Annotated in this window: 24 protein-coding genes and 2 pseudogenes; 9 read left to right on the top strand and 17 right to left on the bottom strand. The window is 64.6% G+C overall.

From position 1 onward, the window contains the following. The first annotated feature begins 103 nt into the window (after positions 1-103). Positions 104-382, top strand: a complete 279-nt coding sequence (locus ACO1XS_RS00510; RefSeq protein ID WP_331567639.1) for a hypothetical protein — start codon at positions 104-106, stop codon at positions 380-382. Positions 383-493: 111 nt separating this feature from the next. On the opposite strand, the gene ACO1XS_RS00505 is transcribed toward ACO1XS_RS00510, so the two are convergent. Together ACO1XS_RS00505 and ACO1XS_RS00500 are read right to left on the bottom strand one after the other, a co-directional pair. Beyond that, positions 494-1171, bottom strand: a complete 678-nt coding sequence (locus tag ACO1XS_RS00505) for a LysE family translocator (RefSeq protein ID WP_486389792.1) — start codon at positions 1169-1171, stop codon at positions 494-496. 34 nt (positions 1172-1205) lie between these two features. Continuing rightward, the gene (locus ACO1XS_RS00500) at positions 1206-2780 is read right to left on the bottom strand and encodes a UbiD family decarboxylase (protein WP_331567635.1); all 1575 of its coding nucleotides are present in this window, start codon (positions 2778-2780) and stop codon (positions 1206-1208) included. 603 nt (positions 2781-3383) lie between these two features. On the opposite strand from ACO1XS_RS00500, the gene ACO1XS_RS00495 reads away from it, so the two are divergent. Further along, positions 3384-4520 carry a transglycosylase SLT domain-containing protein gene (locus tag ACO1XS_RS00495; protein ID WP_486389791.1) on the top strand — a complete coding sequence of 379 codons (1137 nt, stop codon included), beginning with the start codon at positions 3384-3386 and terminating at the stop codon, positions 4518-4520. 100 nt (positions 4521-4620) lie between these two features. Here the strand turns inward: ACO1XS_RS00495 and ACO1XS_RS00490 are convergent, their stop codons facing one another. From ACO1XS_RS00490 to ACO1XS_RS00460, 7 genes and pseudogenes are all read right to left on the bottom strand, one after another. Then, positions 4621-5820, bottom strand: a complete 1200-nt coding sequence (locus ACO1XS_RS00490) for a pyridoxal phosphate-dependent aminotransferase (RefSeq protein ID WP_486389790.1) — start codon at positions 5818-5820, stop codon at positions 4621-4623. 99 nt (positions 5821-5919) lie between these two features. Continuing rightward, entirely contained in the window at positions 5920-6357 is a 438-nt protein-coding gene (gene nusB, locus ACO1XS_RS00485; RefSeq protein WP_331567629.1) for a transcription antitermination factor NusB, read from the bottom strand. Next, on the bottom strand, positions 6354-6863 hold the full coding sequence (ribH, locus tag ACO1XS_RS00480; RefSeq protein ID WP_331567627.1) for a 6,7-dimethyl-8-ribityllumazine synthase: 510 nt from the start codon (positions 6861-6863) through the stop codon (positions 6354-6356). The genes nusB and ribH overlap by 4 nt, the downstream gene beginning before the upstream one ends. Positions 6864-6920: 57 nt before the next feature. Next, complete coding sequence (ribBA, locus tag ACO1XS_RS00475) at positions 6921-8051, bottom strand: bifunctional 3,4-dihydroxy-2-butanone-4-phosphate synthase/GTP cyclohydrolase II (RefSeq protein WP_481580440.1); 1131 nt, start codon at positions 8049-8051, stop codon at positions 6921-6923. 137 nt (positions 8052-8188) lie between these two features. After that, positions 8189-8608, bottom strand: coding sequence for a helix-turn-helix transcriptional regulator (locus ACO1XS_RS00470; RefSeq protein ID WP_331567623.1), 420 nt, complete (start codon positions 8606-8608; stop codon positions 8189-8191). An 85-nt stretch (positions 8609-8693) separates the two neighbouring features. Beyond that, a pseudogene (locus ACO1XS_RS00465) lies at positions 8694-9017 on the bottom strand (AraC family ligand binding domain-containing protein); the annotation flags it as partial. A 143-nt stretch (positions 9018-9160) separates the two neighbouring features. After that, a complete protein-coding gene (locus ACO1XS_RS00460; protein ID WP_331567621.1) occupies positions 9161-9976 on the bottom strand; it encodes an acetoacetate decarboxylase family protein in 816 nt (271 codons plus the stop codon). Positions 9977-10264: 288 nt separating this feature from the next. On the opposite strand from ACO1XS_RS00460, the gene ACO1XS_RS00455 reads away from it, so the two are divergent. The 3 genes from ACO1XS_RS00455 (at position 10265) to rpsU (ending at position 11170) form a co-directional block, all read left to right on the top strand. Then, positions 10265-10552, top strand: a complete 288-nt coding sequence (locus ACO1XS_RS00455; protein ID WP_173259762.1) for a hypothetical protein — start codon at positions 10265-10267, stop codon at positions 10550-10552. Between the two features lie 40 nt (positions 10553-10592). Beyond that, positions 10593-10874 carry a hypothetical protein gene (locus ACO1XS_RS00450; protein WP_331567619.1) on the top strand — a complete coding sequence of 94 codons (282 nt, stop codon included), beginning with the start codon at positions 10593-10595 and terminating at the stop codon, positions 10872-10874. Positions 10875-10957: 83 nt separating this feature from the next. Then, on the top strand, positions 10958-11170 hold the full coding sequence (rpsU, locus tag ACO1XS_RS00445; RefSeq protein ID WP_173259766.1) for a 30S ribosomal protein S21: 213 nt from the start codon (positions 10958-10960) through the stop codon (positions 11168-11170). Between the two features lie 92 nt (positions 11171-11262). Here the strand turns inward: rpsU and ACO1XS_RS00440 are convergent, their stop codons facing one another. The 8 genes from ACO1XS_RS00440 to ACO1XS_RS00405 form a co-directional block, all read right to left on the bottom strand. Beyond that, positions 11263-12081 carry a M55 family metallopeptidase gene (locus ACO1XS_RS00440; protein ID WP_486389789.1) on the bottom strand — a complete coding sequence of 273 codons (819 nt, stop codon included), beginning with the start codon at positions 12079-12081 and terminating at the stop codon, positions 11263-11265. Positions 12082-12084: 3 nt separating this feature from the next. Continuing rightward, positions 12085-13188, bottom strand: a complete 1104-nt coding sequence (locus ACO1XS_RS00435; RefSeq protein WP_486389788.1) for a DmpA family aminopeptidase — start codon at positions 13186-13188, stop codon at positions 12085-12087. A 38-nt stretch (positions 13189-13226) separates the two neighbouring features. Then, a complete protein-coding gene (gene gsiD / locus ACO1XS_RS00430; RefSeq protein ID WP_331567613.1) occupies positions 13227-14126 on the bottom strand; it encodes a glutathione ABC transporter permease GsiD in 900 nt (299 codons plus the stop codon). 11 nt (positions 14127-14137) lie between these two features. Continuing rightward, positions 14138-15058 carry a glutathione ABC transporter permease GsiC gene (gene gsiC / locus ACO1XS_RS00425; RefSeq protein WP_331567611.1) on the bottom strand — a complete coding sequence of 307 codons (921 nt, stop codon included), beginning with the start codon at positions 15056-15058 and terminating at the stop codon, positions 14138-14140. Between the two features lie 67 nt (positions 15059-15125). Then, complete coding sequence (gene gsiB, locus ACO1XS_RS00420; RefSeq protein WP_331567609.1) at positions 15126-16673, bottom strand: glutathione ABC transporter substrate-binding protein GsiB; 1548 nt, start codon at positions 16671-16673, stop codon at positions 15126-15128. A 32-nt stretch (positions 16674-16705) separates the two neighbouring features. Further along, positions 16706-18598, bottom strand: coding sequence for a dipeptide ABC transporter ATP-binding protein (locus tag ACO1XS_RS00415; protein WP_331567607.1), 1893 nt, complete (start codon positions 18596-18598; stop codon positions 16706-16708). Between the two features lie 50 nt (positions 18599-18648). Continuing rightward, on the bottom strand, positions 18649-19662 hold the full coding sequence (locus tag ACO1XS_RS00410; protein ID WP_486389787.1) for an isoaspartyl peptidase/L-asparaginase family protein: 1014 nt from the start codon (positions 19660-19662) through the stop codon (positions 18649-18651). Beyond that, a complete protein-coding gene (locus ACO1XS_RS00405; protein WP_486389793.1) occupies positions 19655-20533 on the bottom strand; it encodes a MurR/RpiR family transcriptional regulator in 879 nt (292 codons plus the stop codon). The genes ACO1XS_RS00410 and ACO1XS_RS00405 overlap by 8 nt, the downstream gene beginning before the upstream one ends. Before the next feature lie 254 nt (positions 20534-20787). On the opposite strand from ACO1XS_RS00405, the gene ACO1XS_RS00400 reads away from it, so the two are divergent. The 4 genes and pseudogenes from ACO1XS_RS00400 to ACO1XS_RS00385 form a co-directional block, all read left to right on the top strand. Then, complete coding sequence (locus ACO1XS_RS00400; RefSeq protein ID WP_331567603.1) at positions 20788-22476, top strand: purple acid phosphatase family protein; 1689 nt, start codon at positions 20788-20790, stop codon at positions 22474-22476. A gap of 323 nt (positions 22477-22799) precedes the next feature. Next, on the top strand, positions 22800-23300 hold the full coding sequence (locus tag ACO1XS_RS00395) for a VOC family protein (protein ID WP_331567601.1): 501 nt from the start codon (positions 22800-22802) through the stop codon (positions 23298-23300). Between the two features lie 66 nt (positions 23301-23366). After that, the gene (locus tag ACO1XS_RS00390; RefSeq protein WP_331567600.1) at positions 23367-24437 is read left to right on the top strand and encodes a tryptophan 2,3-dioxygenase family protein; all 1071 of its coding nucleotides are present in this window, start codon (positions 23367-23369) and stop codon (positions 24435-24437) included. Then, positions 24434-24757, top strand: a pseudogene (locus ACO1XS_RS00385) (FAD-dependent oxidoreductase); the annotation flags it as partial. The gene ACO1XS_RS00390 and the pseudogene ACO1XS_RS00385, both read left to right, overlap by 4 nt. Positions 24758-25691 lie beyond the last annotated feature (934 nt).

Raw genomic sequence — 25691 nt, 5'->3', positions numbered from 1 at the left:
GCACACGGTGTGTGCGACGCTTTTTCTATACATTTGACATGTCAGTGCATGGGTCAGTCGTGCGCCGTTGTGGGCGCCGCACCTGCACCGCAAAGGAATAGAAATGAAAAAGCTCGTTGCGTTGATAGCAGTGGCTGCGGCTGGCGTGGGGTTCGCCGCCACGGCGCAGGCACACGTGTCGGTCGGCGTCGGAATTGGTTTCCCGATTGCGCCGGCCTATCCAGTCTATTCGCCGCCGCCGCCGGTTTACTATGCGCCGCCGCCGGTTTACTACGCGCCGCCGCCCGTCGTCTATGGGCCGCCGGCTTATGTCGGCGGTTATTACGGCCGCCCATGGCACCACCACCATCGAGGCTATCGGGGCCGCCCCTGGGGCTATTGATCGCGTTCCCCGCGCCGGTGCGTTCGCGCTGACGCAGGTGCCGTAAAAGCGGCGCAACACAGGCTTTGCCGCGGTGTTGCGCCGTTTTTTATTGTCCGCCGCGCGAATGCGTCACGCCGTTCGCGCGATATGCACGATGAGGTCCCGGTATCCGTCCACGATGACGCTATAGGACAAATAAGCGAACAGCAGCGCGGAAACGATGTGGCAGGCGCGTAAGAGGCCCGAGCCGGCGCGCTTGCGTCCGTGGCTGGCCAGTACGCACAGAAAAAGTGTCCAGGCGAGTCCGCCGAGAAAAAATCCGCCGAGAAACACGGAAGCCGCGCGCGCATCGGTCGCGCCGGCCCGCGCGATCAGCGCACCGCCCACCGCGGCGAACCAGACGATGGCCGAAGGCGAGGAGAGGGCGAGCATGGCACCGCGCACGAACCCACGCGCCGGAGCGGACGACGCGTCTGCATGTGCCGCCGTCGAGTCCGCTACGACCGCGCAACTCCCGAGCGCTTCGCGCGCCATCTTCCCGGTCAGGTAGAGCAGCATGGCGGCGCCGCCGAGCCAGACGATCCAGCGGACGGCTTCGAAGCGCAACAGCGCGGTCATCCCTGCGAGAGCGAGCGTCGCATAGGCCAGATCGCCGAAGCAGGACCCCAGCCCGAGCCAGAACCCCGATTTGAAGCCGTGCCGCAACGTCAGCGAAAGCATCGCGACGTTGACGAGCCCGATGTCGAGGCACAGCGATAAAGACAGAAAAAAGCCGTTTGACAGCATCGATGCGGAATGGGAGTACATAGCAGTTTTGCCGTGCGTTCGTTTGCCGGCAATATCAACGGCCGAAGCCAAGCTGGTCCCACAGCGTATCGACGCGTGCTTTCACGGCCGGATCCATCGAGATGGGACGTCCCCATTCGCGATCGGTTTCGCCCGGCCATTTATTGGTTGCGTCGATACCCATCTTCGAGCCGAGACCGGCCACGGGCGACGCGAAATCGAGATAGTCGATGGGGGTACGTTCGACGAGCAGCGTATCGCGCGCGGGGTCGACCCGTGTCGTAACGGCCCATATCACTTCTTTCCAGTCACGCACGTCGACATCGTCGTCGACGACCACGATGAACTTCGTGTACATGAACTGCCGCAGAAAACTCCAGACGCCGAACATGACGCGCTTCGCGTGCCCGGCGTAGCTCTTCTTCATCTGCACGATGGCCATCCGATAGCTGCATCCTTCGGGCGGCAGGTAGAAGTCCGTGATCTCGGGAAACTGCTTTTGCAGCAACGGGACGAACACTTCGTTCAGCGCGACGCCGAGCATGGCGGGCTCGTCGGGCGGTTTTCCGGTGTAGGTCGAATGGTAAATCGCGTCGCGGCGCATCGTGATGCGCTCGACGGTGAAGACAGGGAACCACTCCTGCTCGTTGTAGTAGCCGGTATGGTCGCCGTAGGGCCCCTCCAGCGCATGTTCATAGGCCGCGGCGGGGCCGCGCGACGGGCGCGCGGGAGCGCCGGGCGGGACGGCCGTGGCGTCGTCGGCCTGCGGATGAATGAACCCTTCGAGCACGATCTCCGCGCGTGCGGGTACCTGCAATGTGTCCACGCCGGGCGTGAGGCACTTGGCGAGTTCGGTGCGCCCGCCGCGCAGCAGTCCGGCGAACTGGTACTCGGAGAGCGTGTCGGGCACAGGCGTGACCGCTCCGAGGATCGTCGCCGGATCGGCGCCCAGCACGACGGCGACCGGGTAGGGCTGGCCGGGGTGCTTGAGCGCGAACTCGCGGAAGTCCAGCGCGCCGCCGCGATGCGCGAGCCAGCGCATGATGAGCTTGTTGCGGCCGATCAGCTGTTGTCGGTAGATGCCGAGGTTTTGCCGGGCCTTGTTGGGTCCTCGCGTGACCGTCAGGCCCCACGTGACGAGCGGCGCCGCATCGCCGGGCCAGCAGGTCTGGATCGGCAGCTTCGCGAGATCTACGTCGTTGCCCTCCCAGACGATCTCCTGGCACGGCGGCGAGCTCACCGTCTTCGGTGCCATGTCCCAGACCGCCTTGGCGAGCGAGATCAGCTTGCCGGCGTCTTTCAGCCCCTTGGGGGGCTCCGGCTCCTTCAATGCGGACAGGAGTCGGCCGATATCGCGCAGCGACTCCAGCGCGGCACCGTCGCTGGCCGCGCCGGCGCTATCGATACCCATGCCGAGCGCGATGCGCCGCGTCGTGCCGAAGAGGTTCGCGAGTACGGGAAACCGGTAGCCGGTCGGCGCGTCGAAAAGCAGTGCCGGGCCGCCCGCGCGCAACACGCGATCGGCGAGCTCGGTCATTTCGAGGACAGGCGACACAGGATGATTGATGCGCCGCAGTTCGCCCGTTGCTTCCAGGCGCTCGACAAAATCACGCAAGTCTTTGTATTTCATGGATTACGGTCAGGCGGCGGCCGATGCGCGGCGCTTTGAAAGAGGGCCGTTCCCCGCTACCGCGGGGGGCCGGATGGCCTGCGATTGTACTCGTCGAGGGCGGAATCGCGTCGTCGAAAGCGTTTTCACAACCGGCCCGAAACGCGCGTGAGGCATAGTTTTCGGCCGTTTGGAGCCTTTCTTTAATTACATTTAGTTATGAATTTGAGAATTTGTAGCATTGACGATCTATAAAAGCCTGCTAGAATCCGTCGGCATTGGCTGCTGGGCCAATGCGATTCGAGTTCTATATCCCGGTCATTGACGCACCGCGTCACCGCTCGCCGCCTTGCACGGTGCCCGGTCCGATGGTTGTTCTTGCCAGCGCTTCGTGCCGCTGGCGTTTGCGTGTGAGAGCCACCGCGTGCATGCCTTCGGGGCATGCCGACGGTCCTTTTGCTCCGATGTGGCTCTCCACACGGTCCGGTACCGTATTCGACGGTACCGTGCCGTATCCCGGCGTCGCCGCGGTCCCAACCAAGGCCGTGCACGCCTTGGCTTTCGCGATATGCGCTCCATGCGCCGCAGTACCCCTCGCGAGGCCATGCCCAATGGGAGAACTGAATGAATACTTGGTTATCGTGGCGTCCCGAGGTTCGCTTCGCCCCGCTCGTGCGGGCAGCGTTGCGCCGTGGAACGCGTGTCAGCCACCATCTGTTCAGCATCGTCGGCGCGTGCGCCGTGGCGGTGGCGCTCGCGTTGTGGCTGTTGCCGACGGTGCGTGGGACGCTCGCAGCCAAGCTGATGCCGGTGCTGACGGCCGCCGTCCAGGCCGGCCCCGCGCGTCTGTTGAGCGGCCATCCCCTGCCGCCGTTCGCGCCGGCCCATGCCGCGTCCCGCGACGAGACGCTCAGTGCCAACCCGGTCAACGCCGACAACGCGCGCTATGACGGTGCTTTCGATGGCAGCGGCGGGAGCGGGCTCAGTGTCGCAAGCAGCGCAACCTCGCTCGATGCACGCACCCCGACGAGCGTCGATCTGCTCGCGAAGACGATTTCCTCGCAGCGCGTGGCCGCGGAGGCGCGCGACGACCGTGTTCTCGTCTCGGTGCGCGAGCAGGCGCTCGTCGCCTCGTATCTGGCACGCCGTTATCACGTCGCACAGGAACCGGTCTCCGAGCTCGTGAAAGCGGCGTTCGAAACGGGCCGCCAGGTCGGCCTCGATCCGCTCTTGCTGCTCGCGGTCATGGCGATCGAATCGGGCTTCAATCCCTACGCGGAAAGCGGAGTAGGCGCACAAGGCCTCATGCAGGTGATGGCGAAGGTCCACTCCGACAAGTTCGAGTATTTCGGGGGGACGACGGCGGCACTCGAGCCGCTCGCCAATATCACGGTGGGCGCACTCGTGCTGAAGGACTGCATCGCGCGCGGCGGCTCGCTTGCCGAGGGTTTGCGCTTCTATGTCGGTTCCACGTCGCCTGACGATGGCGGCTACGGTGCAAAAGTGATGGCGGAGCGGGCGCGATTGCGCGACGTCGCGCGCGGGCGCTCGGTACCCATCAACGCGCCGCAGGCGCCGCAGCCTCAACCGCAGCGTGCCGTGGTCGCCTCGAACAAGCGCGTGCAGGTCGCGCTGAACAGCAATCATCCCGCGGCTGCCACGGTCAAGAGCACGGCGCCCGTCCGCAGCGACAGCGATACGGGCAGCGATGGCAACGCCGACACGCAGCATGGGAGCGGCGGCTCGGAGCTTGGCGCGTAAGCCACGCCGTACGCGAGCCCGATACAAAAAAAGCACCCGGCCGGGTGCTTTTTTTTGTGGGCGATCGCCGCGGGCTGCGGCGGGGGGCTGTTCAGTCTTACTAGACTGACCGGCCGAACAGCCGGCCCAGCCGGGCGACGGCTTCCTCGATGAGCGGATAGGCCGTCGCATACGACAGACGAATATAGTTGCGCGGTGCGTGAACGCCGAAATCGAGCCCGGGGACGAGCGCGACGCCCGCATCGTGCAGCATGGCCTTCGCGAGCTCGGCGCTGTCGCCGGCCGCGGGGTGCGGCACGCCGCGGCAGTCCGCATAGACATAAAACGCGCCGTCGGGAACGACGGGCACCGAAAAGCCGAGCGAGCTCAGCGCCGGTACGACAAAATCGCGGCGCCGCTTGAATTCGAGCCGGCGGCCTTCGTAGATCGCGATCGTTTCGGGTTCGAAACAGGCCAGCGCCGCGTGCTGCGCGAGCGCCGACGCGCAGATGAAGAGGTTCTGCGCGAGCTTTTCGAAAGCATCGATCATCGAGGGCGGCACGACCAGCCAACCGAGCCGCCAGCCGGTCATGTTGAAGTACTTCGAAAAGCTGTTGACCGTGACCACATCGTCGCCAAACGAGAGCGCCGACACGGGACGCGCGTCGTACCACAGCCCCTGATAAATCTCATCGACGATCGTAAAGCCGCCACGCGCGCGTACGGCATGGACGATGCGCTCGAGTTCGGCCGGAGCGATCGACGTGCCGGTGGGATTCGATGGCGAAGCGAGCAGCACGCCGCGCGTACGTGGGCCCCAGTGCGTTTCGATATCGCTTGCGCTCAACTGGAAGCGCGCCTCGGGGCCGCTCGGCACGAGAACCGGTTTGCCTTCCGTCGCTGCCACGAAATGCCGGTTGCACGGATACGATGGGTCGGGCATCAGGACTTCGTCGTCGCGATCGACGAGCGCCGCGCAGGCGAGCAGCAAAGCCGCCGATGCACCGGCCGTCAGGATGATGCGACCCGGATCGATCGAGACGCCATAAACGCGCGCGTAGTAATCGGAAATCGCTTCGCGCAGCGGGGTGATGCCCAGCGCGCCGGTGTACTTCGTCACGCCGCGCCGCAGTGCCTGCGCGGCGGCCTCGATGACAGGCTCGGGCGCCGTGAAGTCGGGCTCGCCGATGCCCATATGAATAATGTCGCGCCCCGCGCGCTCGAGCTGCGCGGCTTGCTTGGCGAGCTCCATGACGTAGAACGGGGCGATCGCGTCGACTCGCGAAGCGAGCTTGACGAGCGGTTCGGTGGCGACGGTCATGCTGATGCGCGTTCGATTTCAGTAGGAGAGGGGGCGGCCCGCGCCGCGATGCACGGGCACGGGCGCGGCCGTTGGCTGCGTCGGCGCGGGCGCGCCCGATCAGTGGCTGCCGCGGCTTGCCTGCGCTTCGCCGGGGCGCAGCGTGAGCGCGAGCTTGTCGAGCACGCCGTTCACATACTTGTAGCCATCCACGCCGCCGAACGTCTTGGCGAGCTCGACTGCTTCGTTGATGACGACACGGTAGGGGATGTCGGGGTGGCACTTGAACTCGTAAGCGGCGACGAGCAGCACGGCGCGCTCCACGGGGGAGAGCTGTTCGATCGGTCGATCGAGACACGGCGCGAGGTCGGCCGACAGATCGGCGGCGTCCCGGATCACGCCATGCAGCAGCGCGTCGAGATGCTCCTTGTCTGCCTTGTCGAACCCTTGCGCGCCGCGCAACTGGGCATCGATCTCACCGGCGGCGGCACCCGACAGCAGCCACTGATACAACCCCTGCGTGGCCAGTTCACGGGAGCGGCGTCGTGCACTCTTCATGCCTCGTCCTCTTCTTCCTCGTCTTCGTCTTCATCGTCGCCGCTCAGTTGCTCGAGCGCGACCGACAAATTCGCCATTTCGATTGCGACGCGCGCCGCGTCCCGGCCCTTCTCGGTCATGCGCGCAACGGCCTGGTCGTCGCTATCGGTGGTGAGCACCGCGTTGGCGACGGGAATGCCGAAGTCGAGCGCAATGCGCGTGATGCCGGCGCCGCTTTCATTCGAAACGAGTTCGAAGTGATAGGTTTCGCCGCGAATGACGGCGCCGAGCGCGATGAGCGCGTCGAACTGGCCGCTCTCGGCAAGCTTTTGCAGCGCGAGCGGGATTTCGAGCGCGCCCGGCACCGTGACGAGCAGCACGTCTTCGCCCGTCACGCCGAGCCGTTCGAGCTCTTCGATGCAGGCGTCGACGAGCCCGTTGCAGACCGGTTCGTTGAAACGCGACTGGACGATGCCGATTCGCAGGCCGTCGCCGTCGAGATTCGGTTGGTATTGTCCGATTTCCATGGGGTTGTCCGTGAGAAGAGAAAGGGGGCGAGTCGCAACCGATGCGGCGACGGCCGATTATGCGCTTTTCGTCGCGGCGGCGCCCGGCATCGGCACGAAACCGGTGACTTCGAGGCCGTAGCCGGACATGCTGCCGAGGCGCCGCGGATTCGACAGCACCTGCATCTTGCCTACGCCGAGCTCGCGCAGGATCTGTGCGCCGACGCCATAGGTCTTGAAATCGACGGGGCGGCGCTTCAACTGCTCGGCCTTCTCCTTTTCGTCGAAGGCCTTGAAGACGTCGACCAGATGGTCCTTGGAGTCGCCGCAATTGAGCATGACGATGACGCCGAGATCGCGCGAGGCGATTTCTTTCATGGCTGCGTCGAGCGTCCACGAGTGCGTCGAGCTGCCTACTTCGAGCAGATCGAGCACCGACAGCGGCTCGTGCACGCGAACGAGCGTGTCGCGTTCGGGCGACGGTGTCCCACGCACGAGCGCGAGATGCGGCGAGCCGCTCGGGTGGTCCTGATAAAGGACGGCACGAAACGCACCGTGCGCCGTTTGCATCGTGCGCTCGGCAACGCGCGTGACGATCGATTCGGTGCGGCTGCGGTAGTGGATCAGATCGGCGATCGTGCCCGTCTTCAGGCCGTGCTGCGCGCCGAATTCGAGCAGATCGGGCAGGCGTGCCATCGTGCCGTCGTCCTTGATGACCTCGCAGATCACGGCGGCCGGTGTCAGCCCGGCGAGCGCCGCGAGGTCGCAGCCGGCCTCGGTATGCCCGGCGCGCACGAGCACGCCGCCCGGCTGCGCCATGATCGGGAACACATGGCCGGGCTGGACGATGTGCTCGGGACGGGCATCGCGTGCGACGGCCGCCGCGACCGTGCGTGCACGGTCGGCTGCGGAAATGCCCGTTGTGACGCCCTCGGCCGCTTCGATGCTGACCGTGAATGCCGTGCCGTACTGCGTACCGTTGCGGTAGGTCATGAGCGGCAGGTGCAGCTGCTTGCAGCGCTCCTGCGTCAGGGTCAGGCAGACGAGGCCGCGACCGTAGCGGGCCATGAAGTTGATCGCTTCCGGTGTGACGAAATCGGCGGCAAGGACGAGGTCGCCCTCGTTTTCGCGATCCTCTTCGTCGACGAGGATCACCATGCGGCCGGCCTTCAGTTCGGCGATGATCTCGGGTGTGGAGGCGAGGGTCATGTCGGTGGGCTTGTTCGGGAAAGCGCGTATTTTACGCCAGCCTGACGGTCGTGGCCGCAATCCCGCGTCCGCGTGCGTGCATTCGCTCTATTCGTTCGGTAAGCGGCTCGGGCCGTCAGCGAGCGGCTCGCCTGCCGTCAGCGCGCCGGCTCTTGCGCAAGCGCTTTGCGAAGCGTCCCGGGCGCGCTTCCATGAATACGTTTGAAGACCCGCGTCAAATGGGCCTGATCGGCGAAGCCCATTTGGGCGGCGATATCGGCGAGCGGTGCACCGCGCATCATCAAGGCCTTCGCGCGGGCGATGCGCCAGTTGCGCAGCCAGGCATCGGGCGGCAGTCCGTAGCGCCGGGTAAAGTGCTTGACGAGGGTCGTGCGGTGCACGCCCCAGCGGCGCGCCGTGGCCGTCACGTCGGCCTTCACGGGCGTGTCCGCCGTGAGCTGGCGGCGCAGCTCCTCGCTCGCCCGGTCGGTCGCGTCGGTGGTGCGCAACCGGCTCATGGCGGGGTTGTCGGCGGCTTGCCCGCACACGTTCGCGCGCGCGCGTGGCATCGCCCGCATGCGCCGCCGGTACGCCATGCCGGGTGAGCAGCGCCAATAGCGCCGTACTGAGCGCGAGTGCGCGTTCCTGCGACGAGAGTTCGGAGGCGGTCAGCGCCGCGACCCATTGCTCGCACAGCGCCTCGTCGCGAATGACGATCTGTTCGAAACCGACGCCGTCGCGATGCACGAGCGCGGCGTGCTGGTCGAACCAGGCCGGATCGATGTAGGTCATGCCGTATTTCAGCCCTGCTTTCGCGGTTCCGCCAGTATGAACGACGCGCGGCGCAATCACGACGACGTCGCCGCGCCGGGCGACCCATTGCGCGCCTAAGCACGAAAACGCGCACGCGCCGTCGGCGATCGCGCCGATCGACCAGGCATCGTGAAAATGCGGCTCGAACCGGTAATCCTCGAGGGCGGCAGCCATGATTTCGCCCGGCAGTTCGGTGCCGCAATACCAGGTAAAGCGCGAGACGGTCATGACACGCTCCTCGATCGCCGATCAGCCGATATGGTAGCGGCTGATCGGCGGCGAGGGCACGCGCCCGGTCATCGACCGATATGCGGGATTCATCGCTGGTCAGCGAGGTAATTCTCGGCGACGACGAGATCGTCGATGGTCAGTGAGACGATCATCCGAAAACCGTTGCCGACGCTCAGTGGGCGAAACGCATCGAGCTCGAGCGACGGATGCGCGCTCAGCTCGAGCTCGGCCCGCCCGCTCTGCAATCGATCGATCGAGACGTTGCGCGCACGCAGTTGCGTGAGCTCGTGTACGGCGGGCGCGTCATGGTAGCCGGCGGTGAGGCGCGGAAAGTGGCGCACGTTGAAGGTCGACGCAAAGCCGGGCTCCGGCAGGCGCTCGGTGGGGCCGTCCAGCGTGACGCGTGCATCGAACACGCGGCGATCTCGATAGGCGAGCGAGGCGGCGAACCGGCCGCCTGCCGACGGACTCGGCGATGCCGGGGAATGCACGCCATAGCTGCGTGTGATGGCCGTGTGTCCGAACTGTTTCGGCCAGCCTTGAACGAGACCGCGCATGAGGGCCAGATCCTGGTCGACCCAGATGTACGGACAGTAGGAGGCGGGCGAGCCTTTGCGCTCGCAGGCGACGAGCAGGATCGTCTCCTTGTATTGACTTGCGACCGGGTCGAGATACTCGTGGCCTGCATCGGTGGCGAATTGCCATTCGCAGAAAAACACGGTGCAGCGGCCGGCGCGCTCGCCTGTCGCTGGAGTCAACCCCCGCGGCAGATAGGCGGCGAGGGCGTCGCTGTCGGCCGCGAATTCGACGGCAAGACACTCGCCGGCGTAGTGCCACGGCGGGTGCGGTGCAAGCGATGACGTTCCGTTTGGTGTGAGCGGAATCGAATAGCCTTGCAGCATGTTTGCCCCCTTCGTTTTCGGTGAGAAGCCAGTATGGCGGGCACTTCGGGAGGCGTCTTGAACGCCAGTGAACGAAACTTTCTCTGTGAGAGGGCGCAAAAACGCGTAACATAGGGTAGCTCGCTCGATTCGAGCGCCCGCTTCCCGCGCACGTCGCGATTCCTCCGCCAGGGCACCCCGTGCCCCTGAACGCCAGGCATAAGGCAAGCTTGCTTCCGCGGTACAGTCCTTGGCTGGCCGTTTTTCTGTCGATATCTTGCCGCACCCGTGCGGCGCTGGGGTTACCCCATGAGCACCGGTTTTCATTCATACCGAGGGTTGGAGCTTTACCCTCTGGTCTTTCCGCATCAGGCAGCCAAGCCTGGATTCGCTCACAACTACGACGAAGGCTTCGATGCCGCCGTTCGTATTCAGGAGATGGAGGACGCTGGCGCGGCTGCGCGCAGCCGCGTCTTCCGGCTGACGGTCAAAAGGCCGTTCGAAAATGCCGGCGACGCGCGGCGGGCTTCCATCGCGTATGCGGAGCAGTTGATCGATGCGTGCGATCCCGACAAAACCGTCTGGGACAGCGAATAGCGCGGTCCGTGTATAGTGCACCTCCTGTCGGGAAATCATCATGTTGGCGACACAGCTTCGCTCTTATAAGGGATACGATCTCTATCCCCTCGTGTTCTCGCGCAAATTCGAACGGTTCGACGGTCACTCGCGATATGCGGAGGGCTACGACATCGCCATTCGCGTCTGCCGGGCCGGGGATCGAAGTGGCGCCGGAAGGGTCTTTAAAATGGACCAGCAGCAGGCATTCGTCTCTTTCGGCACGGCACGCCGTGCCGCGTATCGACACGGCGAAGACATCATCGACGGAAGGGTGGAAGGCGCATCCGTCGGTGACCTTTAAACGATCCACGCGCGCTCAGCGGTCGGCGGATGCATTCGAATATGCGTTGCGCTCGCTGCCCGGATCGCAAACCAGGAGCAATATTGACTACCGTCATTCCCAAACCGAACGAACCCATGGAAGTGGCGCTGCGGCGTTTTCGCCGGAGCATTGAAAACACGGGCCTGATCAAAGAGCTTCGTGCACGGATGGCCTACGAAAAACCGACCACCGAACGCAAACGCAAGCGTGCCGCGGCGGTGTCCCGGCTGCGCAAGCAGATTCGCCGCTCCATGCCGCCGAAAAAGATGTATTGAACTGCCGCGCCGCCCAATGGGCGCGCGAGGGGATTCAACTCCGCGGGTGACGCTTCGTCCGTTCACGAGCCATGTGCATCGGCAACGGGCGATCAGCGCAGCATGAAAGACATCGCCGAAAGGCAGTTCAGCATCCGCACGATCGATTGCATATTGGCCGCGCGAAAACGCAGCGCAGTGCCATCGATGCGCTGCATCTCGGGCCACTGACAGAACAGGTCGGCAAGGCCCGCTGTCTGCGCGACGAGCTCGCATTCGAGCGGTGCCGCGATCGTGAACGGCGAGAGATCGCGCGCGGCAGACACGGCTGCCCGCGCGGCTTCGTAGACCCTATTGCATGCATGCGCGGGCGCCAGGCTCGTGCAAGACGCGTTGCCCGCCGCACGTTTGGTTTGCACGCCGATTGCGCCTGGAAAGGTCGATGTCGTTTCCGCAAGGAAGACATCGTCGCCCGACAGCAGCGCCACGGGCACGCCGAATTCGCCGGCGAGCGCCCCGTACAAGCCAGCCTCGCCCAGTTCGATGCCGTTCACGCGCACGCATCGGAACGCAAAACTGTTGATCGTGTGCGCCAGCACGCCCGTGCTTTGCGCGCGCGCGTGATAGCCGATCATATAGACGGCGTCGCAGTCCTGTTCGACACCGGCCATCATCCCGAGGTAGCGCGGCTTGCCCGTGATCGTCTGCGCGCGTGCGTCCAGCCGATCGAGCAGCAGGTTGCGAAAGCCGCCGTGCGAATCGTTGACGAGGACTTGCGTCGCACCGCCATCGAAGGCCCCGCGGATCGCGGCGTTGGCTTCGTCGGTCATCCAGATGCGCGCGCGTTCGTATTCGGCGTTGCCCGGGCGTGTTTGCTCGCTATGGACTACGCCCGCGATGCCTTCGATATCGGTGGAAATCAGAATCTTCAACGGTCATTCCTCGCTTCGTTGCGGGTCCAAGATACTGCGCCAATCGGGCAGCGCTTCCAGGATCGAGCGTCGGCCGTGGCCATCCCGGCCCGTCACGGAAGCCGCGCGCCACATCGCGTGGACGATGGCTTGCTCCACGGCTTCGGCGCATGCTTCGAAGAGCGCGTCGATATGCGACTCGTGCAGCATGCGCACGGACGGCATGGGCTCGTCCGGCAAGTGGGGGATCTGGTAGGCCGTGCTGAAGGCCAGCGCGATGTCGCCGCTGCCATGTCCATAAACGGATCCCATGCGCGCGAGCCCGGCTCCGGCGCGCTTCGCTACGCGCCCCAGTTGCCGCGTATCGAGCGGGGCATCCGTGGCGACGATCATGATGATCGAGCCTTTTTCCGGTTCGCTGAATTCGTCGCCGCCGCCGGCACGGTTCGCGGCAAGCGTTCGGCCTAGCGGCTGTCCTACAACGCTCAGATGGCAAAGGCGACCGAAATTGGCTAGCACGAGCGCGCCCAGCGTGTACCGTTCGCCGTTGGCAAGCATGGCCACGCGCGAGGCGGAACCGATGCCCCCTTTGAATCCGAAGCACGACATGCCGCGTCCCGCGCCCACCGATCCCTGCGCGAACATCGGCGCGGCCGCCGCGCATGCGTGGGTGTAATGCCCGGCCGACACGGCCATTGCCTGTATATCGTTCAAATAACCGTCGTTGCATTCGAACACGAGCGGATTGAGCGTGGGCCACTCGCGACCGATTTGCCGATGGCGGCGAAGAGCCGTTTCGATCTGCGCGGTGGCGATCGCACCGACCGAAAAGGTATTCGTCAATGCCAGCGGCGTTTCCACTACGCCGAGCTCTTCCAGTTGCACGAGCCCGACGCTTTTGCCAAAGCCGTTGATGACGGTCGCGGCCGCCGGCACCTTGTAGAGGAATTCGTCGCGCTCATGCGGTATCACCACCGTCACGCCGGTCTGGCGCTCGCCTTCGGCGATGGTGGCGTGCCCGACTTTTACTCCGGCCACATCGCTGATGAGGTCGAGTGGCCCGGAGGGCAGGGTACCCACCCGAGGGGCGTCACCGGCAACAACGTCCGGCGCTTGCTGAAAAGGCATGGAAGTCTCTTTATCGCTGTCTCGCCGTCGTAGTCGGCTCAACGGTCGAGTTTCGGGTCGAGCGCGTCGCGCAGGCCGTCGCCCAGCAGATTGAAGGCGAGGACGGTCAGGAAGATCGCGAGCGCCGGAAAAATGGCCACATGCGGCGCCAGCAGCATATCCGCGCGCGCGTCGTTCAACATCGCGCCCCACTCGGGCGTCGGCGGTTGGGCGCCCATGCCGAGAAACGACAAGCTCGCGGCCGTGATGATCGAGGTGCCGATGCGCATGGTGCCGTAGACGACGATCGGCGAGATCGTGCCGGGAAGAATGTGACGGAACACGATCACCCAATCCGAGGCGCCGATGCTGCGCATCGCTTCGATGTAGGTCATGTGCTTGATCGACAGCGTGCTGGCGCGCACGAGCCGCGCGAATGCCGGCACGCTGAACACGGCCACGGCGATGATCACGTTGGCCATGCTCGAACCGAGAATGGCGACGACGCCGATTGCCAGCAAAATACCGGGGAACGCGAGCAGGACATCGGAAATGCGCATTGCGATGCGATCCCACCAGCCCTCGTAATAGCCGGCCATGAGACCCATGAGCGTGCCGCCGAGCGCGCCGAGTGCCACGGATATCAATCCCGCGGCCAGCGAGATGCGCGAGCCCATGACGATGCGGCTGAATTCGTCGCGCCCGAGCGCGTCGACGCCCATCCAGTGAGCCCATGACGGGCCCGCGTTCAGCGCGTTGTAATCGAAATAATTTTCCGGATCGAAAGGCACGATCCACGGCGCGAAGACGGCGACCAGCACGAGCAGCACGACGAAAGCGCCCGCGCCTTTTGCCAGCCTTTGCTTGCGGAACTTGCGCCAGAACTCGCGCGCCGGCGTGCGCACGCGGCCAGGCGGCGCGACGCCGGGTTGCAGCGCGGTAGCCTCGATTTCGCTCATCACGGCCTCCCTCATGCGTAGTGGATGGTCGGGTTGATGAGCCCGTACAGCACATCCACCACGATGTTGATCACGATGAATTCGGTGGAAAACAGCAAGATGAGCCCCTGGATGACGGGGTAATCGCGCATGTTGACCGAATCGACGAGCAGGCTGCCCATGCCGGGCCAGGCGAACACCGCCTCGACGACGATGGAGCCGCCGAGCAGGAAGCCGAATTGCAGCCCCATCATCGTCACGACGGGAATCAGCGCATTGCGAAACGTGTGCTTGACGATGACGATCCACTCGGAGAGGCCTTTTGCGCGCGCCGTGCGCACGTAGTCCTCCTGCATCACTTCGACGAAGGCGGCACGCGTGAAGCGCGCCATGACGGCGGCTACGCCGGCGCCGAGCGTGATCGAGGGCAGGATGTAGTGCCGCCACGAGCCGCCGCCGATCGATGGCAGCCATCCGAGCTGCACCGAGAAGATCTGCATCAGCACCATGCCGAGCGCAAACGCGGGAAACGAAATGCCCGAGACCGCGAGGGTCATGCCGATCGCGTCGGGCGCACGATTGCGCCAGACCGCCGAGGTCACGCCCACCACGAGGCCGAACATCACCGACCATGCCATGCTCGTCAGCGTCAGGACGAACGTCGGCATGAAACGATCGGCGATCTCCCGCGATACCGGGCGCCGTGTGCGCAGCGACTCGCCGAGATCGCCATGCAGCATGCGTTCCGTATAGCGCACGAATTGCGCGGGCAACGGCAGATCGAGGCCGAGCTGGTGGCGCACGAGCGCGACAGTGGCCTCGTCGGCGTCGGCGCCCGCGGCAAGGCGCGCCGGGTCGCCGGGCAGCACGTGAACGAACATGAAGACGGCGATCGTCACGAGCACCAGCGTCGGAAGGGTGCCCAGCAGTCGTTTGGCGATATAGACGAGCATGATGAACCCGCATGGTCAGCGCGGATCGGACAAGCCGTCCGCGCTTCGGTGGGAGATACGAAACGACTTACTGCGCGAGGTCGACGTCGCTGAAGTTGAACGAGCCGTCCGGCATCACATAAAAGCCGCTCAGCTTCTTGCTCTCGGCTGCCAGGGTGCGGTCCGTGGTCAGGAAGATCCACGGCGCATCCTTCCAGATGCGCTGCTGCGCATCCGCATAGAGCTGCTGCCGTTTCCCAGCGTCCGTGGTCAGCAAGGCATTCGAGACGTCCTTGTCCACATCGGCGTTCGAGTAATACGCCGTGTTGTAAAACACCGGCGGCCATGCATCGGTGGTCAGCAGCGGACGCAGTGCCCAGTCCGCTTCGCCGGTCGATGCGGACCAGCCGCCGTAGTACATGCGCACCGCCGCGGTCTTCGCATCCTTGACCTGTTGCACGCGCTGTACGCGCTGGCCGGATTCGAGCAACTCGATCGACGTCTTGATGCCGACCTGCGCGAGCTGCTGTTGCAGGAACTGCACGACCTTGGCCGAGGTGCCGTCGTTATAGCCGGACCAGAGCGCGGTCGAAAAACCGTCCGGATAACCCGCTTCTTTCAGCAGCGCGCGCGCCTTGGCCGGATCGTAGGGCCAGGGCGACATCTTGTCGGCGAATGCCACCCCCTGGGGCACGACGCCCTGCGACGGAAACGCGTAACCGGCGAACGCGACCTTGGCCAGCGCGTCCTTGTTGATCGCGTAATTGACCGCTTCGCGCACCCTCACGTCGCTGAACGGCTTTTGCAGCACGTTCATCGATACGTACCGCGCCATGATCGATGGCGTGGAAACGACGTCGAGCTTCGGGTTGGCTTTGAGCAGCGCAGCCTGCTCATACGGCACCGGATACGCGAGCTGCGCTTCGCCGGTCTGGATCACCGTGGCACGCGTATTGTTGTCGGTCACGGTCCGAAAGGTCAGCGTATCGATCTTCGGGAAGCCCTGGCGCCAGTAGCCGGCGAACTTCCGGACCTTCAGGTACTCGGCCGGTTTCCATTCCACGAACTCGAACGGACCGGTGCCGACCGGATGGAACGCAATATCCTTGCCCCACTTTTTGAGCGCGGCCGGGGAGATCATCATGGCCGAGGGATGGGCGAGTGCGTTGATGAATGCGGAGAACGGCTGATTCAGCGTGATCTTCACAGTGGAGGGGTTGACTGCCTCCACCGATTTGATCCGGTTGAACTGGTTGTACCGGGCGAGGCCGTTGCTCTTGTCCAGTACGCGATCGAGGTTGACCTTGACCGCTTCCGCATTGAACTCCGTACCATCATGAAACTTCACGCCCTGACGCAGGGTGAGGGTATAGACCAGACCATCCGGGCTCACCGTATAGCTCTGCGCGAGCAGCGGTTGCGCCTTCAGATCTTTGTCGAAGCCGAAGAGTCCCTCGTAATAGGCCTTGCCGACAGCCTGTGCGAGCGTCGAATTCGTGTTGTAGGGATCCAGCGAATCCAGGGCGATCTGCACTGCGACCGTCACGTCCTTTGCGGCCATCGCCATCGGTGCCGTGAATACACCGAAAGCGAGCGCAATGGCGCCGACCCATTGTTTTGCGCGAAACGTACGCATCGTTCAACTCCTCGTAGCAGGGTGGTGGTGCATCAAAACTGCGCGGCAATGGCATGCTGCGCGACAAAATGGTCCCGAGCGACCTGCATGAGCGGTGCAACGACGGGCTCGTCGCCGACATCGCGGATCGGGCTCGGAATCTCGTCGGAGGAGAGCTTGCGGTCGAGGTGGCGCCGACGCGGGTCCGCGATCGGTACCGCGCTCATCAACTTCTTCGTGTAGGGGTGCTGAGGATTCTCGAAGATGTCGCGACGCGAGCCGATTTCGACGATCTGACCGAGATACATGACGGCCACGCGATGACTGATCCGTTCCACCACGGCCATGTCGTGCGAGATGAACAGCATGGCCATGCCGAGTTCGTGCTGCAGATCGATCAGCAGGTTGACGATCTGAGCCTGGATCGATACGTCGAGGGCGGACACCGATTCGTCGGCGACGATGACCTTGGGATGGGTAGCGAGTGCCCGGGCAATGCAGATGCGTTGCCGCTGGCCGCCCGAGAATTCGTGCGGATAGCGCTGCGCCGCATCGGCCGGCAACCCGACACGCTCGAGCAGATGGCGCATGCGTTTTTCGGCTTCGCGCTCGTCATACAGCTTGTGGATGCGCATCGGCTCCATGACCGAGTAGCCGACGCTCAGGCGCGGATCGAGCGAGGCCAATGGGTCCTGAAAAACGAACTGGATATGGCAGCGCAAATCGCGCAGTGCCGCACCCTGCAGACTATCGATCGGCTGGCCGTCGAATACGATCCGGCCGCCCTGGCTTTTGACGAGCTGCAGCAGCGAGCGGCCCGTCGTCGATTTGCCGCAGCCCGATTCGCCGACCAACGACAGCGTTTCGCCGGGATGCAGATCGAAGCTGACCTGCTCGACCGCATGAACGCGGCGTTTCACGCGGCTGAAGAGGCCGGTACGGATGTCGAAACGCGTCGTGAGCTCGCGCACACTGAGAATCGGCTCGCGTCTCGTGTCGGCGGCTGCCGCGGCGGTTGCGGGGGCCTCCGCTATTGGCGTCTTGCCTGCCACGTCGGCGCCGTCGAGCAGAGGAAAACGCGCGGGGCGATCGGTGCCGCGCATCGAGCCGAGCCGCGGTACCGCGGCAAGCAGGGCTCGCGTGTACGGATGGGACGGCGCATCGAAAATCTGCTGCGAGGGGCCATCCTCCACGGCTTCGCCGCGCAGCATCACGAGCACGCGATCGGCCACTTCCGCCACGACCCCCATGTCGTGCGTGATGAAGATCACGCCCATTTGCATGTCCCGCTGTAACTCGCGGATCAACTGCAGAATCTGCGCTTGTACGGTGACATCGAGCGCGGTGGTCGGCTCGTCGGCAATCAGCAAGGCGGGCCGGCACGCCAGCGCCATGGCGATCATGACGCGTTGGCGCATGCCGCCCGAGAGTTGATGCGGAAAGCGCCCCAGTACGTTCCTGGCATCGGGCAGGCGCACTTGATCGAGCATACGCAGCGCTTCGGCGCGCGCGGCGCTTGCGCCGAAGCCTTGATGAAGGCGAATCGATTCGGCAATCTGCTCGCCGACGGGGAACACCGGATTCAGCGATGTCATCGGCTCCTGGAAGATCATCGCGAGATCGGCACCGCGCATCGCGCGCATCTGCTGCGCACTGCTGCGCGCGAGGTCCACGACGGGACCGGCCCGGCGGCGGAATTGCATGCGTCCGCTCGTAATGCGGCCGCCGCCATACTCGACGAGGCGCATCAGCGCGAGCGAGGTAACCGACTTGCCCGAACCCGATTCGCCGACGATGGCGAGCGTTTCGCCGCGATCCACATGAAACGAAAGGTGCTTGACCGCCGGGATCGTGCGCTCGGGCCCCTTGAATTCGACGCTCAGATCGTCGACGCGGACGACTTGGCTGGGTGCCATGTCTTCGAATGGTGCAGCTTTCGGGTTCATGGTTTGGCTCGCATCGATAGAGGCCGGGGGCGACAGGGCTCGTTCGCGTGTCACCGATAGATGGCGACGACAGGGGCTTGTCCGGTGCGAATGAAGCCCCGGTACATTCCTTCGGTGTTGAATGGCATGCTGACGTTGCCGTGGGCATCGACGGCGACGAGGCCGCCGCTGCCGTCGATGAGCGGCAGCTGTTCGTGGATCACGCTATGCGAGGCTCGTTCGAGCGAAGCGCCCGCGTACTTCATCCGGGCAGCGACGTCGTGCGCGGCCACCAGGCGGATGAACATCTCACCCGTTCCGGTCGTCGAAATCGCGCAGGTGTCGTTGCTGGCATAGCAACCCGCGCCGATGATCGGCGTGTCGCCGACGCGCCCGGGCTGCTTGTTGGTCATGCCGCCCGTCGATGTCGCGGCGGCAAGGTTGCCGTGCGCATCGAGCGCGACGGCCCCCACCGTGCCAAGCTTGCGACCCTCGTCGAGCGGCGCAGAGCTCAGGGCGCTGTCTTGCGAGCCGCCCGGAAACGATAGCGGTACTGCCGATTGCGCGGTCGGGGTGCCGTCGTGATCGAGCGCTGTCCCATCCGCGCTCGTTCGCTGCACACGTTCGAGCTGCGCACGGCGCTCGGGCGTCGAGAAGAACGCGGGCTCCACGCACTCGAGCCCGTGTGTGCGCGCGAATGCTTCGGCGCCGTCCGCAACGAACAGGACGTGCTGACTGCGCTCCATCACGGCACGTGCGGCGAGCACCGGATTGCGCACGGTGCGCAGATTGGCCACCGCGCCGCTTTTGAGCGTGCGGCCGTCCATGATCGCCGCATCGAGTTCATGGGTACCCGCGCTCGTGAAGACGGAACCGCGTCCCGCATTGAAAAGCGGACATTCCTCGAGCAGGCGCACGGCTTCGGTCACGGCATCGAGCGCGGTGCCGCCTTCGTCGAGAATCCGTCCGGCGTTGCGCAGAATCTCGCGCATGGCGTTCTGGTAGGCCTCGCGCACGTCCGCCGAAGCTTCTTCGCGCGCCATTGCGCCCGCGCCGCCATGAATGGCGAGTACAGCGTCAGTCATGCTTTTCTTCCTTGTGGTTCAGCCAGGGCATCACCGATTCGGTGACCTTTGCCACCGCGTCGAGCGAATTGGCGGAGCGATGGGCGACAGCCGCGCACAGTGCTTCGATCAAGCCGAGTGCCGACGTCTCCGAGTTCGACAGGTATTGGCGCTCGCTATGTGCGAACAGGCAGATGTCGGCGCAGGCGGCAATCGGCGAGGTGGGTTTGTCGGTGAGCGCGAGAACGCTGGCGCCCGTGTCGCGTGCGGCCTTGACCAGGGTGACCGTGTCGGCCAGATAGCGCGGAAAACAAATGGCGATGACGAGGTCGCCCGTGCGGAGCCGGGAAGTCTGGCGCGCGGCTTCCGATACGCCGCCGATGGTCGCGAGGTTTTCCACCGTGTCGCAATAGACCGCCAGGTTGCGCTGCAGGAGCCCCGCGAGATAGCCGCTCGCCCCGAAGCCGAGGACGGAGATGCGCCGGGCGTCCAGCACGACTTGCACCGCTTTCTCGCACTGGTCGGCGCTCAGCGAGGCGCGCGTGAGCTCGAAATTGCGCTGATCCTCATAGAGCGATGCTGCGAAGACATCGGCCGCCGACGCGGCGCGCGTGCGCTCGAAACGCAAGCGCTCGACAGGCGCCAGCGCGTCCTCGAACCCCTGCGCGAGCAGCGCGCGGAACTGCGGGTAGCCCGGCAGACCGAGCTTGCGTACGAAGCGATTGGCTGTCGCATTCGACACCTCGCAGGCGTTCGCGAATTCGTCGATGCTCATCAACGCAACCTTGAACGGCTTCGCGAGCACGTAATCGGCAAGGCGCCGATGCGCGTCGCTCAGGGCCGGCAGCGTTTCGGCTATGCGTTCGACGACGGACGAGGAGGGCGGATTCATCGCGGTGCCAGGGGCAGTGGTGTTCGTCATGTAAGTAAATTTTCACCAGAGTATCGAGGACAAAAAAATATTTTCATAGGGGTTTACGCCGATATGGAGCATAGAGGATGGCGGGGGCGCTCGGGCCACGACAAGTGGGCGCACGCGCAGTGCGGGGGGTGACATCTGGCCTTCACTCGCCGCCGCTAGCATGGCGCGACATGCAAGCGCGTCGGCCGGCGCACGGCCGTGGACACATGAGGGGCTGACAGGACATGACGAAGAAAAACACCATCGATGCGTCTTTGGATCATGCGAGCGGTAGCGTCTCGCGCCGCGGCTTTCTCAAGCTCGCGGGCGCCTCGGGATTCGCGGGCGCGGCCGGCGCGCTGACCGTGGCGGCGAAAGCGGCTTCGGCAGGCGAGGCCGCCGACGGCACGCCCGAACAAATCCATCTGACGTGGGGCGACGATCCGACGAGCGAGGTCGTCGTGTCGTGGGCGTCGCAGGCGGCGGCCACCGGGGCGCGAGTCACCGTGAGTGCGGACCATGGCCACAGCGAAACCGTGCGCGCGGTACAGCGCGTGTACACGGACGGGCTCTCCGGTGTCGCCGTGTTCGCCTATCATGCGCGCGTGCGTGGCTTGCGGCCCGATACCACGTACCGCTATGAAGTCACCGCGGACAACAGCAGCCGCGTCGGCACTCCGTTCAGCGCGAGCTTCGCGACCGCTCCGCGCGGTCGCAAGCCGTTCCGCTTCACGAGCTACGGCGATTTGGCAACGCCTAACACCAACTGGGTCCTGTCGTCGCCGCAAAGCCGCTTCGCGGTGGAGGCCGTCGAGCGGTTTCAGCCGCTGTTTCACCTGCTGAACGGCGACCTGTGTTACGCGAACCTCAACCCGGCGCATCAGACCGATGTGTGGCGCGATTTCGGGAACAACAACCAGACATCGGCGGCCAATCGTCCCTGGATGCCGTGCCCGGGCAACCATGAACTCGAGTTTCACAACGGCCCGCAGGGTCTCGACTCCTATCTGACGCGCTATACGCTGCCCGATAACGGCACACGTTTCCCAGGGCGCTGGTACGCGTTTCAGGTGAGCTCGGTGCTGTTCATCTCGCTCGATGCCGATGACGTCGTGTATCAGGATGCCGCCGCATTCGTCGCGGGCCCCGCGCCGCTCGTGCCCGCACCCGGCACGGGCAATCCGCCGATCGCGCCGGGAACCTCGCTATACGTGCGCGGCTACAGCAACGGCGAGCAGACGCGCTGGCTCGAGAAAACGCTGCGCCGCGCCGCGGACGACCGCGATGTCGACTGGATCGTCGTGCAGATGCATCAGGACGCGCTGAGTTCGTCGAAGACAGGCAACGGTTCGGACAAGGCATTGCGCGAGGCGTGGCTGCCGCTCTTCGAGCGCTTTGGCGTCGACCTCGTACTCTGTGGGCACGATCACGACTACGAGCGCAGCTATCCGGTGTGCGGCTGCTTCCGGTACATGGGTACGGACCTGGCGACGGGCGAGCGCGTCGATACGCTGACGCCGCGACCGGTGCGTCATGCGCAGTACGGTGCCAATACCTTCGACACGACGCGCGGGACGATCCACCTGATCCTCGGCGGTGGCGGCACCAGTGCGCCGCTCGATGTGTATGGCGTCGACACTGGCACCGGCATCGCGCAAGCGAAGGTATTCACGAAGCCGAACCGTCCGATGCCGGGTGCGAGCGCGGGTACCTTCGTGCGTGCGCCGGCCGACGCGGTGGAAGACGCGGTGTGGTCCGCGAAGCGCGATACCGAGACGGGCTACGGCATCGCGGTGTTCGATGTCGATCCGGGCGAGCATGGCGGCAAGACCACCATCACGATGAACTACTATCACGCGCCCGGCGCGGACCGCGTCCCGACCGGGGAGTACGAGCTCTTCGAGACGGTGACGCTCGCGAAGGCACGTCGTTGAGATGTAGGTCGACTGATGCAGGGCGCGGCTTCGTCACGCCCTGCATCAGATGGCAGACGTAACGGCTTTCCTGCTCGCTGAAGGTCGTGCGGGTACCGGCGCTCTCGCCGCGTTGCATTGGTTCTACTTTTCGCTGTCGTCCTCTCGTTTTCGCCCCCCATCCTCCCCGGACCGTCGCGACTTTTCGACAATCCTCCTGCAGCACTTCATTAGCTGACTCCGAATGAATGCTCTTGCGCAACGCTAACGGTTGCCGCAAGCGGCAAACGTTTTCCCTCCTCGCCGAACGGCGATTTGCCTCGTATCGTTAAAAAGGAATGCCCATGCCGAAAAAGCTTCATCACGCTGCCTATCGATGCAAGGACGCCGCTGAAACCGTCGACTTTTATGTCAACGGAATCGGGATGAAATTTGCCGCGACGATGATCAATCACATCCCGTCGACGGGGCTCAAGGCCATCAACAACAATGTCTTCTTCGAAATGGAAGACGGCAGCTATATCTGCTTTTTCGAAATTCACGGCAGCAAGGAACCGGTTCTACCCGTCGAAAACGATTGGGCACAACATCTCGCGCTCGAGGTCGAGGATGAAACGCGCGCCGAGGCCATCTGTGCACGGCTGCGCGAGCGCGGCGTGGCAGTCGAAGGGCCCGTCGTGCACGGCGAGCTCGCGAGCTCCTGGTATTGCAACGATCCGAGCGGCCACCGGATCGAATTGATCGTCAAGCCCCGCGTACCCGCGACCGCGATATGGGAACGGTTCGCGGCAACCGCATACGACGATCTGGCCAAGTGGGCCGAGTTCAAGAAGACCGCGATCTGAGCGGGTCCCTACGGTCGCATTCGTCGACCGCGCATTCCGTTGCAAAAACGCAGATCGAGGTCGCGCATGAAGGAAACGAATTACTGGAATTACCTCAAAGTCGAGGAGTTGTTGGCGCTTCAAACAGGTCTTGGTGAGGACGAATCGGGAGTCGGTAACGATGAACTGCTTTTCATCGTCGTCCATCAGATTTACGAGCTTTGGTTCAAGCTCATCCTGCGTGAATTGACGTTCGCGCGCAATGCGCTAAGTGAGGACATGCCGCACGATCATCGCGTCGCGCCGATCGTACGCTCCCTGCGGCGGGCCATCGTCATTTTCGAGCAGGCGAATCAGCATTTCCGGGTGATCGAGACGATGACCACACGGGATTTTCTCGATTTCCGCGACGCGCTTACGCCGGCGAGCGGCTTCCAATCGGCGCAGATGCGCGAAGTCGAGATCCTGCTGGGGCTCGAGGACCACGAACGCATTTCGCTCGGCAACCGATGCTTCAAGGACGCGCTGAAGTCGGCGGACGGCACGCCCTCATGGTCGTCCCGACGCGTCGAAGCGCGTATCGCGCAAGGCCCGAGTTTCAAGGATTGCCTTTATGAATGGCTCTCCCGTCTGCCGATCGTCGGGACGGTCGACGGCTTCATCGGCGACTATGTGCGCGCCATTCGCGACGAGAACCGCAGCCGCGCGCAAATGCTCGTCGAGTGCGGTCTTCCGCCCGACGATATCGAGCGCCTCGCGGCCCGCCGGCGGGCCGACGAATCGAACGTCGAGGCCTACCTGCGCGCGCAGGACGACCCCGAAGCCGATATGGCGACGCGCGCCAAACGTCGTGCGGTTCGCGCCGCGTTGCTCTACATCGAAAGCTACCGGGAACGACCCGAGCTCGGATGGCCGCGCGAGCTCATCGAAGCGGTGCTCGATTTCGAGCAGGCCTTCGTGATCTGGCGGCAGCGGCATGCGCGGATGGTCGAGCGGATCATCGGACGCCGCGTCGGTACCGGCGGCTCGAGCGGCGTCGACTATCTGGACGAAACCGCGCTGCGCTATCGCGTGTTTTCGGATCTTTGGGCCGCGCGTTCGTTGTTGTTGCGCAAGGCCGCGGTCCCGACGCTGGACCCGGCGTTGGAGGATCGATGATGACGCGCATTCGCGTGGTCGTCGTCGGGGCGAGCATGGCGGGTTTGATGGCCGCGCTCGCGCTCGCGCGCAAGGGCGCCGACGTTCAATTGCTCGATCGCGACGATATGACGCCGCGCGTCGATCGCGCATCGAGCGGTGAAACTCCGTTCGATGCGAGCTGGCGCAAAGGTGTACCGCAGGCGCGTCATACTCATGCGCTCGCGGCACTTGGGCGCCAGGTACTGCGTTCGCACGCGCCGGACGTGTGGCAGGCGTTGCTCGATGCGGGCGCGATCGAGACGCCGTTTGGCGGTACGCTGCAACCGGGCAAGGAAGCCGTGCCGCGCGTCGACGACGACGCGTTGTTCGGCCTGTCGTGCCGACGCTCGCTCGTGGAGGAAGTCGTCCGCCGCATCGTATGCGCCGAGCCGAACGTGACGCTGCGCGATCGGGTGGTCGTCACCGGACTGCTGGCGGCGCCCGGACCCTTACCGGTCGTCGAAGGGGTACGCACGTCGGAGGGCGACGTGCGTGCCGATCTCACGATCGACGCGCTGGGACGTGCATCGCCATCGGGAAAGTGGCTGCAAGCGCTCGGCGCATCCGCACCGGTGGAAAGCTCGGAAACCTGCGGCCTGTCCTATCTCACGCGCTGGTACCGGTCGCGCAACCGGCCGGCCGTGCAGTTGACCTCGGGTCTTTCCGCCGGCGCCTATGCGGCATCGAGCGGCTGTATTGCGTGCCCCGCGGATCATGGCTATGTGTCGGTGACGATGATCGTTCCGCACGGCGACGTCATGCTGTCGCCGCTATCGGATGCGCAGACGTTCACCGCGGCGGCCCGTTTGCATGCCGGCCTGTCCGAATGGCTCGATGTCGAAGCCGGAGAACCGGTCTCCGACGTCCTTCGCTGGCCCGTCTGCGAGAATCGCTTCCGACGCTTCGTTGTCGATCGCCGGCCGCTCGCGCTCGGGCTCATCGGCGTCGGGGATTCGATTTGCGTGACGAACCCGGTCTATACACGCGGCATGTCGCTCGCTGCGCGCTATGCGTTTGCGATCGCGGACATGGTCGGTGCGCTCGGTGTGGGCGACAGCTATCGACTCGCGCTCGAAGCCGACGCGCTCGCACAAACGCTGTTGCGCCCCTGGTTCGACGACAGTGTCGCCCAGGATCGTGCGCGCCTTGCGTTATGGCGCGGCGAGGCTCATCCGTCGCTGGGCGACGAATCGATTACGCTCCAGCACATCGCGGCCGCGGGCCGGCATGACA

This window comes from Trinickia sp., assembly GCF_057351765.1.
This window is presented reverse-complemented; position numbering and strand designations above follow the sequence as displayed.

Excerpts from the sequence above, each read along its gene's own strand:
- ACO1XS_RS00390 (WP_331567600.1), top strand. The coding sequence starts at position 23,367 with ATGAAGGAAACGAATTACTGGAATTACCTCAAAGTCGAGGAGTTGTTG.
- gsiD (WP_331567613.1), bottom strand. The coding sequence starts at position 14,126 with ATGAGCGAAATCGAGGCTACCGCGCTGCAACCCGGCGTCGCGCCGCCT.
- ACO1XS_RS00495 (WP_486389791.1), top strand. The coding sequence starts at position 3,384 with ATGAATACTTGGTTATCGTGGCGTCCCGAGGTTCGCTTCGCCCCGCTC.
- ACO1XS_RS00470 (WP_331567623.1), bottom strand. The coding sequence starts at position 8,608 with ATGCGGGCGATGCCACGCGCGCGCGCGAACGTGTGCGGGCAAGCCGCC.
- ACO1XS_RS00505 (WP_486389792.1), bottom strand. The coding sequence starts at position 1,171 with ATGTACTCCCATTCCGCATCGATGCTGTCAAACGGCTTTTTTCTGTCT.
- gsiB (WP_331567609.1), bottom strand. The coding sequence starts at position 16,673 with ATGCGTACGTTTCGCGCAAAACAATGGGTCGGCGCCATTGCGCTCGCT.
- ACO1XS_RS00395 (WP_331567601.1), top strand. The coding sequence starts at position 22,800 with ATGCCGAAAAAGCTTCATCACGCTGCCTATCGATGCAAGGACGCCGCT.
- ACO1XS_RS00500 (WP_331567635.1), bottom strand. The coding sequence starts at position 2,780 with ATGAAATACAAAGACTTGCGTGATTTTGTCGAGCGCCTGGAAGCAACG.
- ACO1XS_RS00510 (WP_331567639.1), top strand. The coding sequence starts at position 104 with ATGAAAAAGCTCGTTGCGTTGATAGCAGTGGCTGCGGCTGGCGTGGGG.
- ACO1XS_RS00435 (WP_486389788.1), bottom strand. The coding sequence starts at position 13,188 with ATGCCTTTTCAGCAAGCGCCGGACGTTGTTGCCGGTGACGCCCCTCGG.
- ACO1XS_RS00490 (WP_486389790.1), bottom strand. The coding sequence starts at position 5,820 with ATGACCGTCGCCACCGAACCGCTCGTCAAGCTCGCTTCGCGAGTCGAC.
- ACO1XS_RS00450 (WP_331567619.1), top strand. The coding sequence starts at position 10,593 with ATGTTGGCGACACAGCTTCGCTCTTATAAGGGATACGATCTCTATCCC.
- ACO1XS_RS00405 (WP_486389793.1), bottom strand. The coding sequence starts at position 20,533 with ATGAATCCGCCCTCCTCGTCCGTCGTCGAACGCATAGCCGAAACGCTG.
- ribBA (WP_481580440.1), bottom strand. The coding sequence starts at position 8,051 with ATGACCCTCGCCTCCACACCCGAGATCATCGCCGAACTGAAGGCCGGC.
- ACO1XS_RS00415 (WP_331567607.1), bottom strand. The coding sequence starts at position 18,598 with ATGAACCCGAAAGCTGCACCATTCGAAGACATGGCACCCAGCCAAGTC.
- ACO1XS_RS00455 (WP_173259762.1), top strand. The coding sequence starts at position 10,265 with ATGAGCACCGGTTTTCATTCATACCGAGGGTTGGAGCTTTACCCTCTG.
- gsiC (WP_331567611.1), bottom strand. The coding sequence starts at position 15,058 with ATGCTCGTCTATATCGCCAAACGACTGCTGGGCACCCTTCCGACGCTG.
- ACO1XS_RS00400 (WP_331567603.1), top strand. The coding sequence starts at position 20,788 with ATGACGAAGAAAAACACCATCGATGCGTCTTTGGATCATGCGAGCGGT.
- ACO1XS_RS00410 (WP_486389787.1), bottom strand. The coding sequence starts at position 19,662 with ATGACTGACGCTGTACTCGCCATTCATGGCGGCGCGGGCGCAATGGCG.
- ACO1XS_RS00460 (WP_331567621.1), bottom strand. The coding sequence starts at position 9,976 with ATGCTGCAAGGCTATTCGATTCCGCTCACACCAAACGGAACGTCATCG.
- nusB (WP_331567629.1), bottom strand. The coding sequence starts at position 6,357 with ATGAAGAGTGCACGACGCCGCTCCCGTGAACTGGCCACGCAGGGGTTG.
- ribH (WP_331567627.1), bottom strand. The coding sequence starts at position 6,863 with ATGGAAATCGGACAATACCAACCGAATCTCGACGGCGACGGCCTGCGA.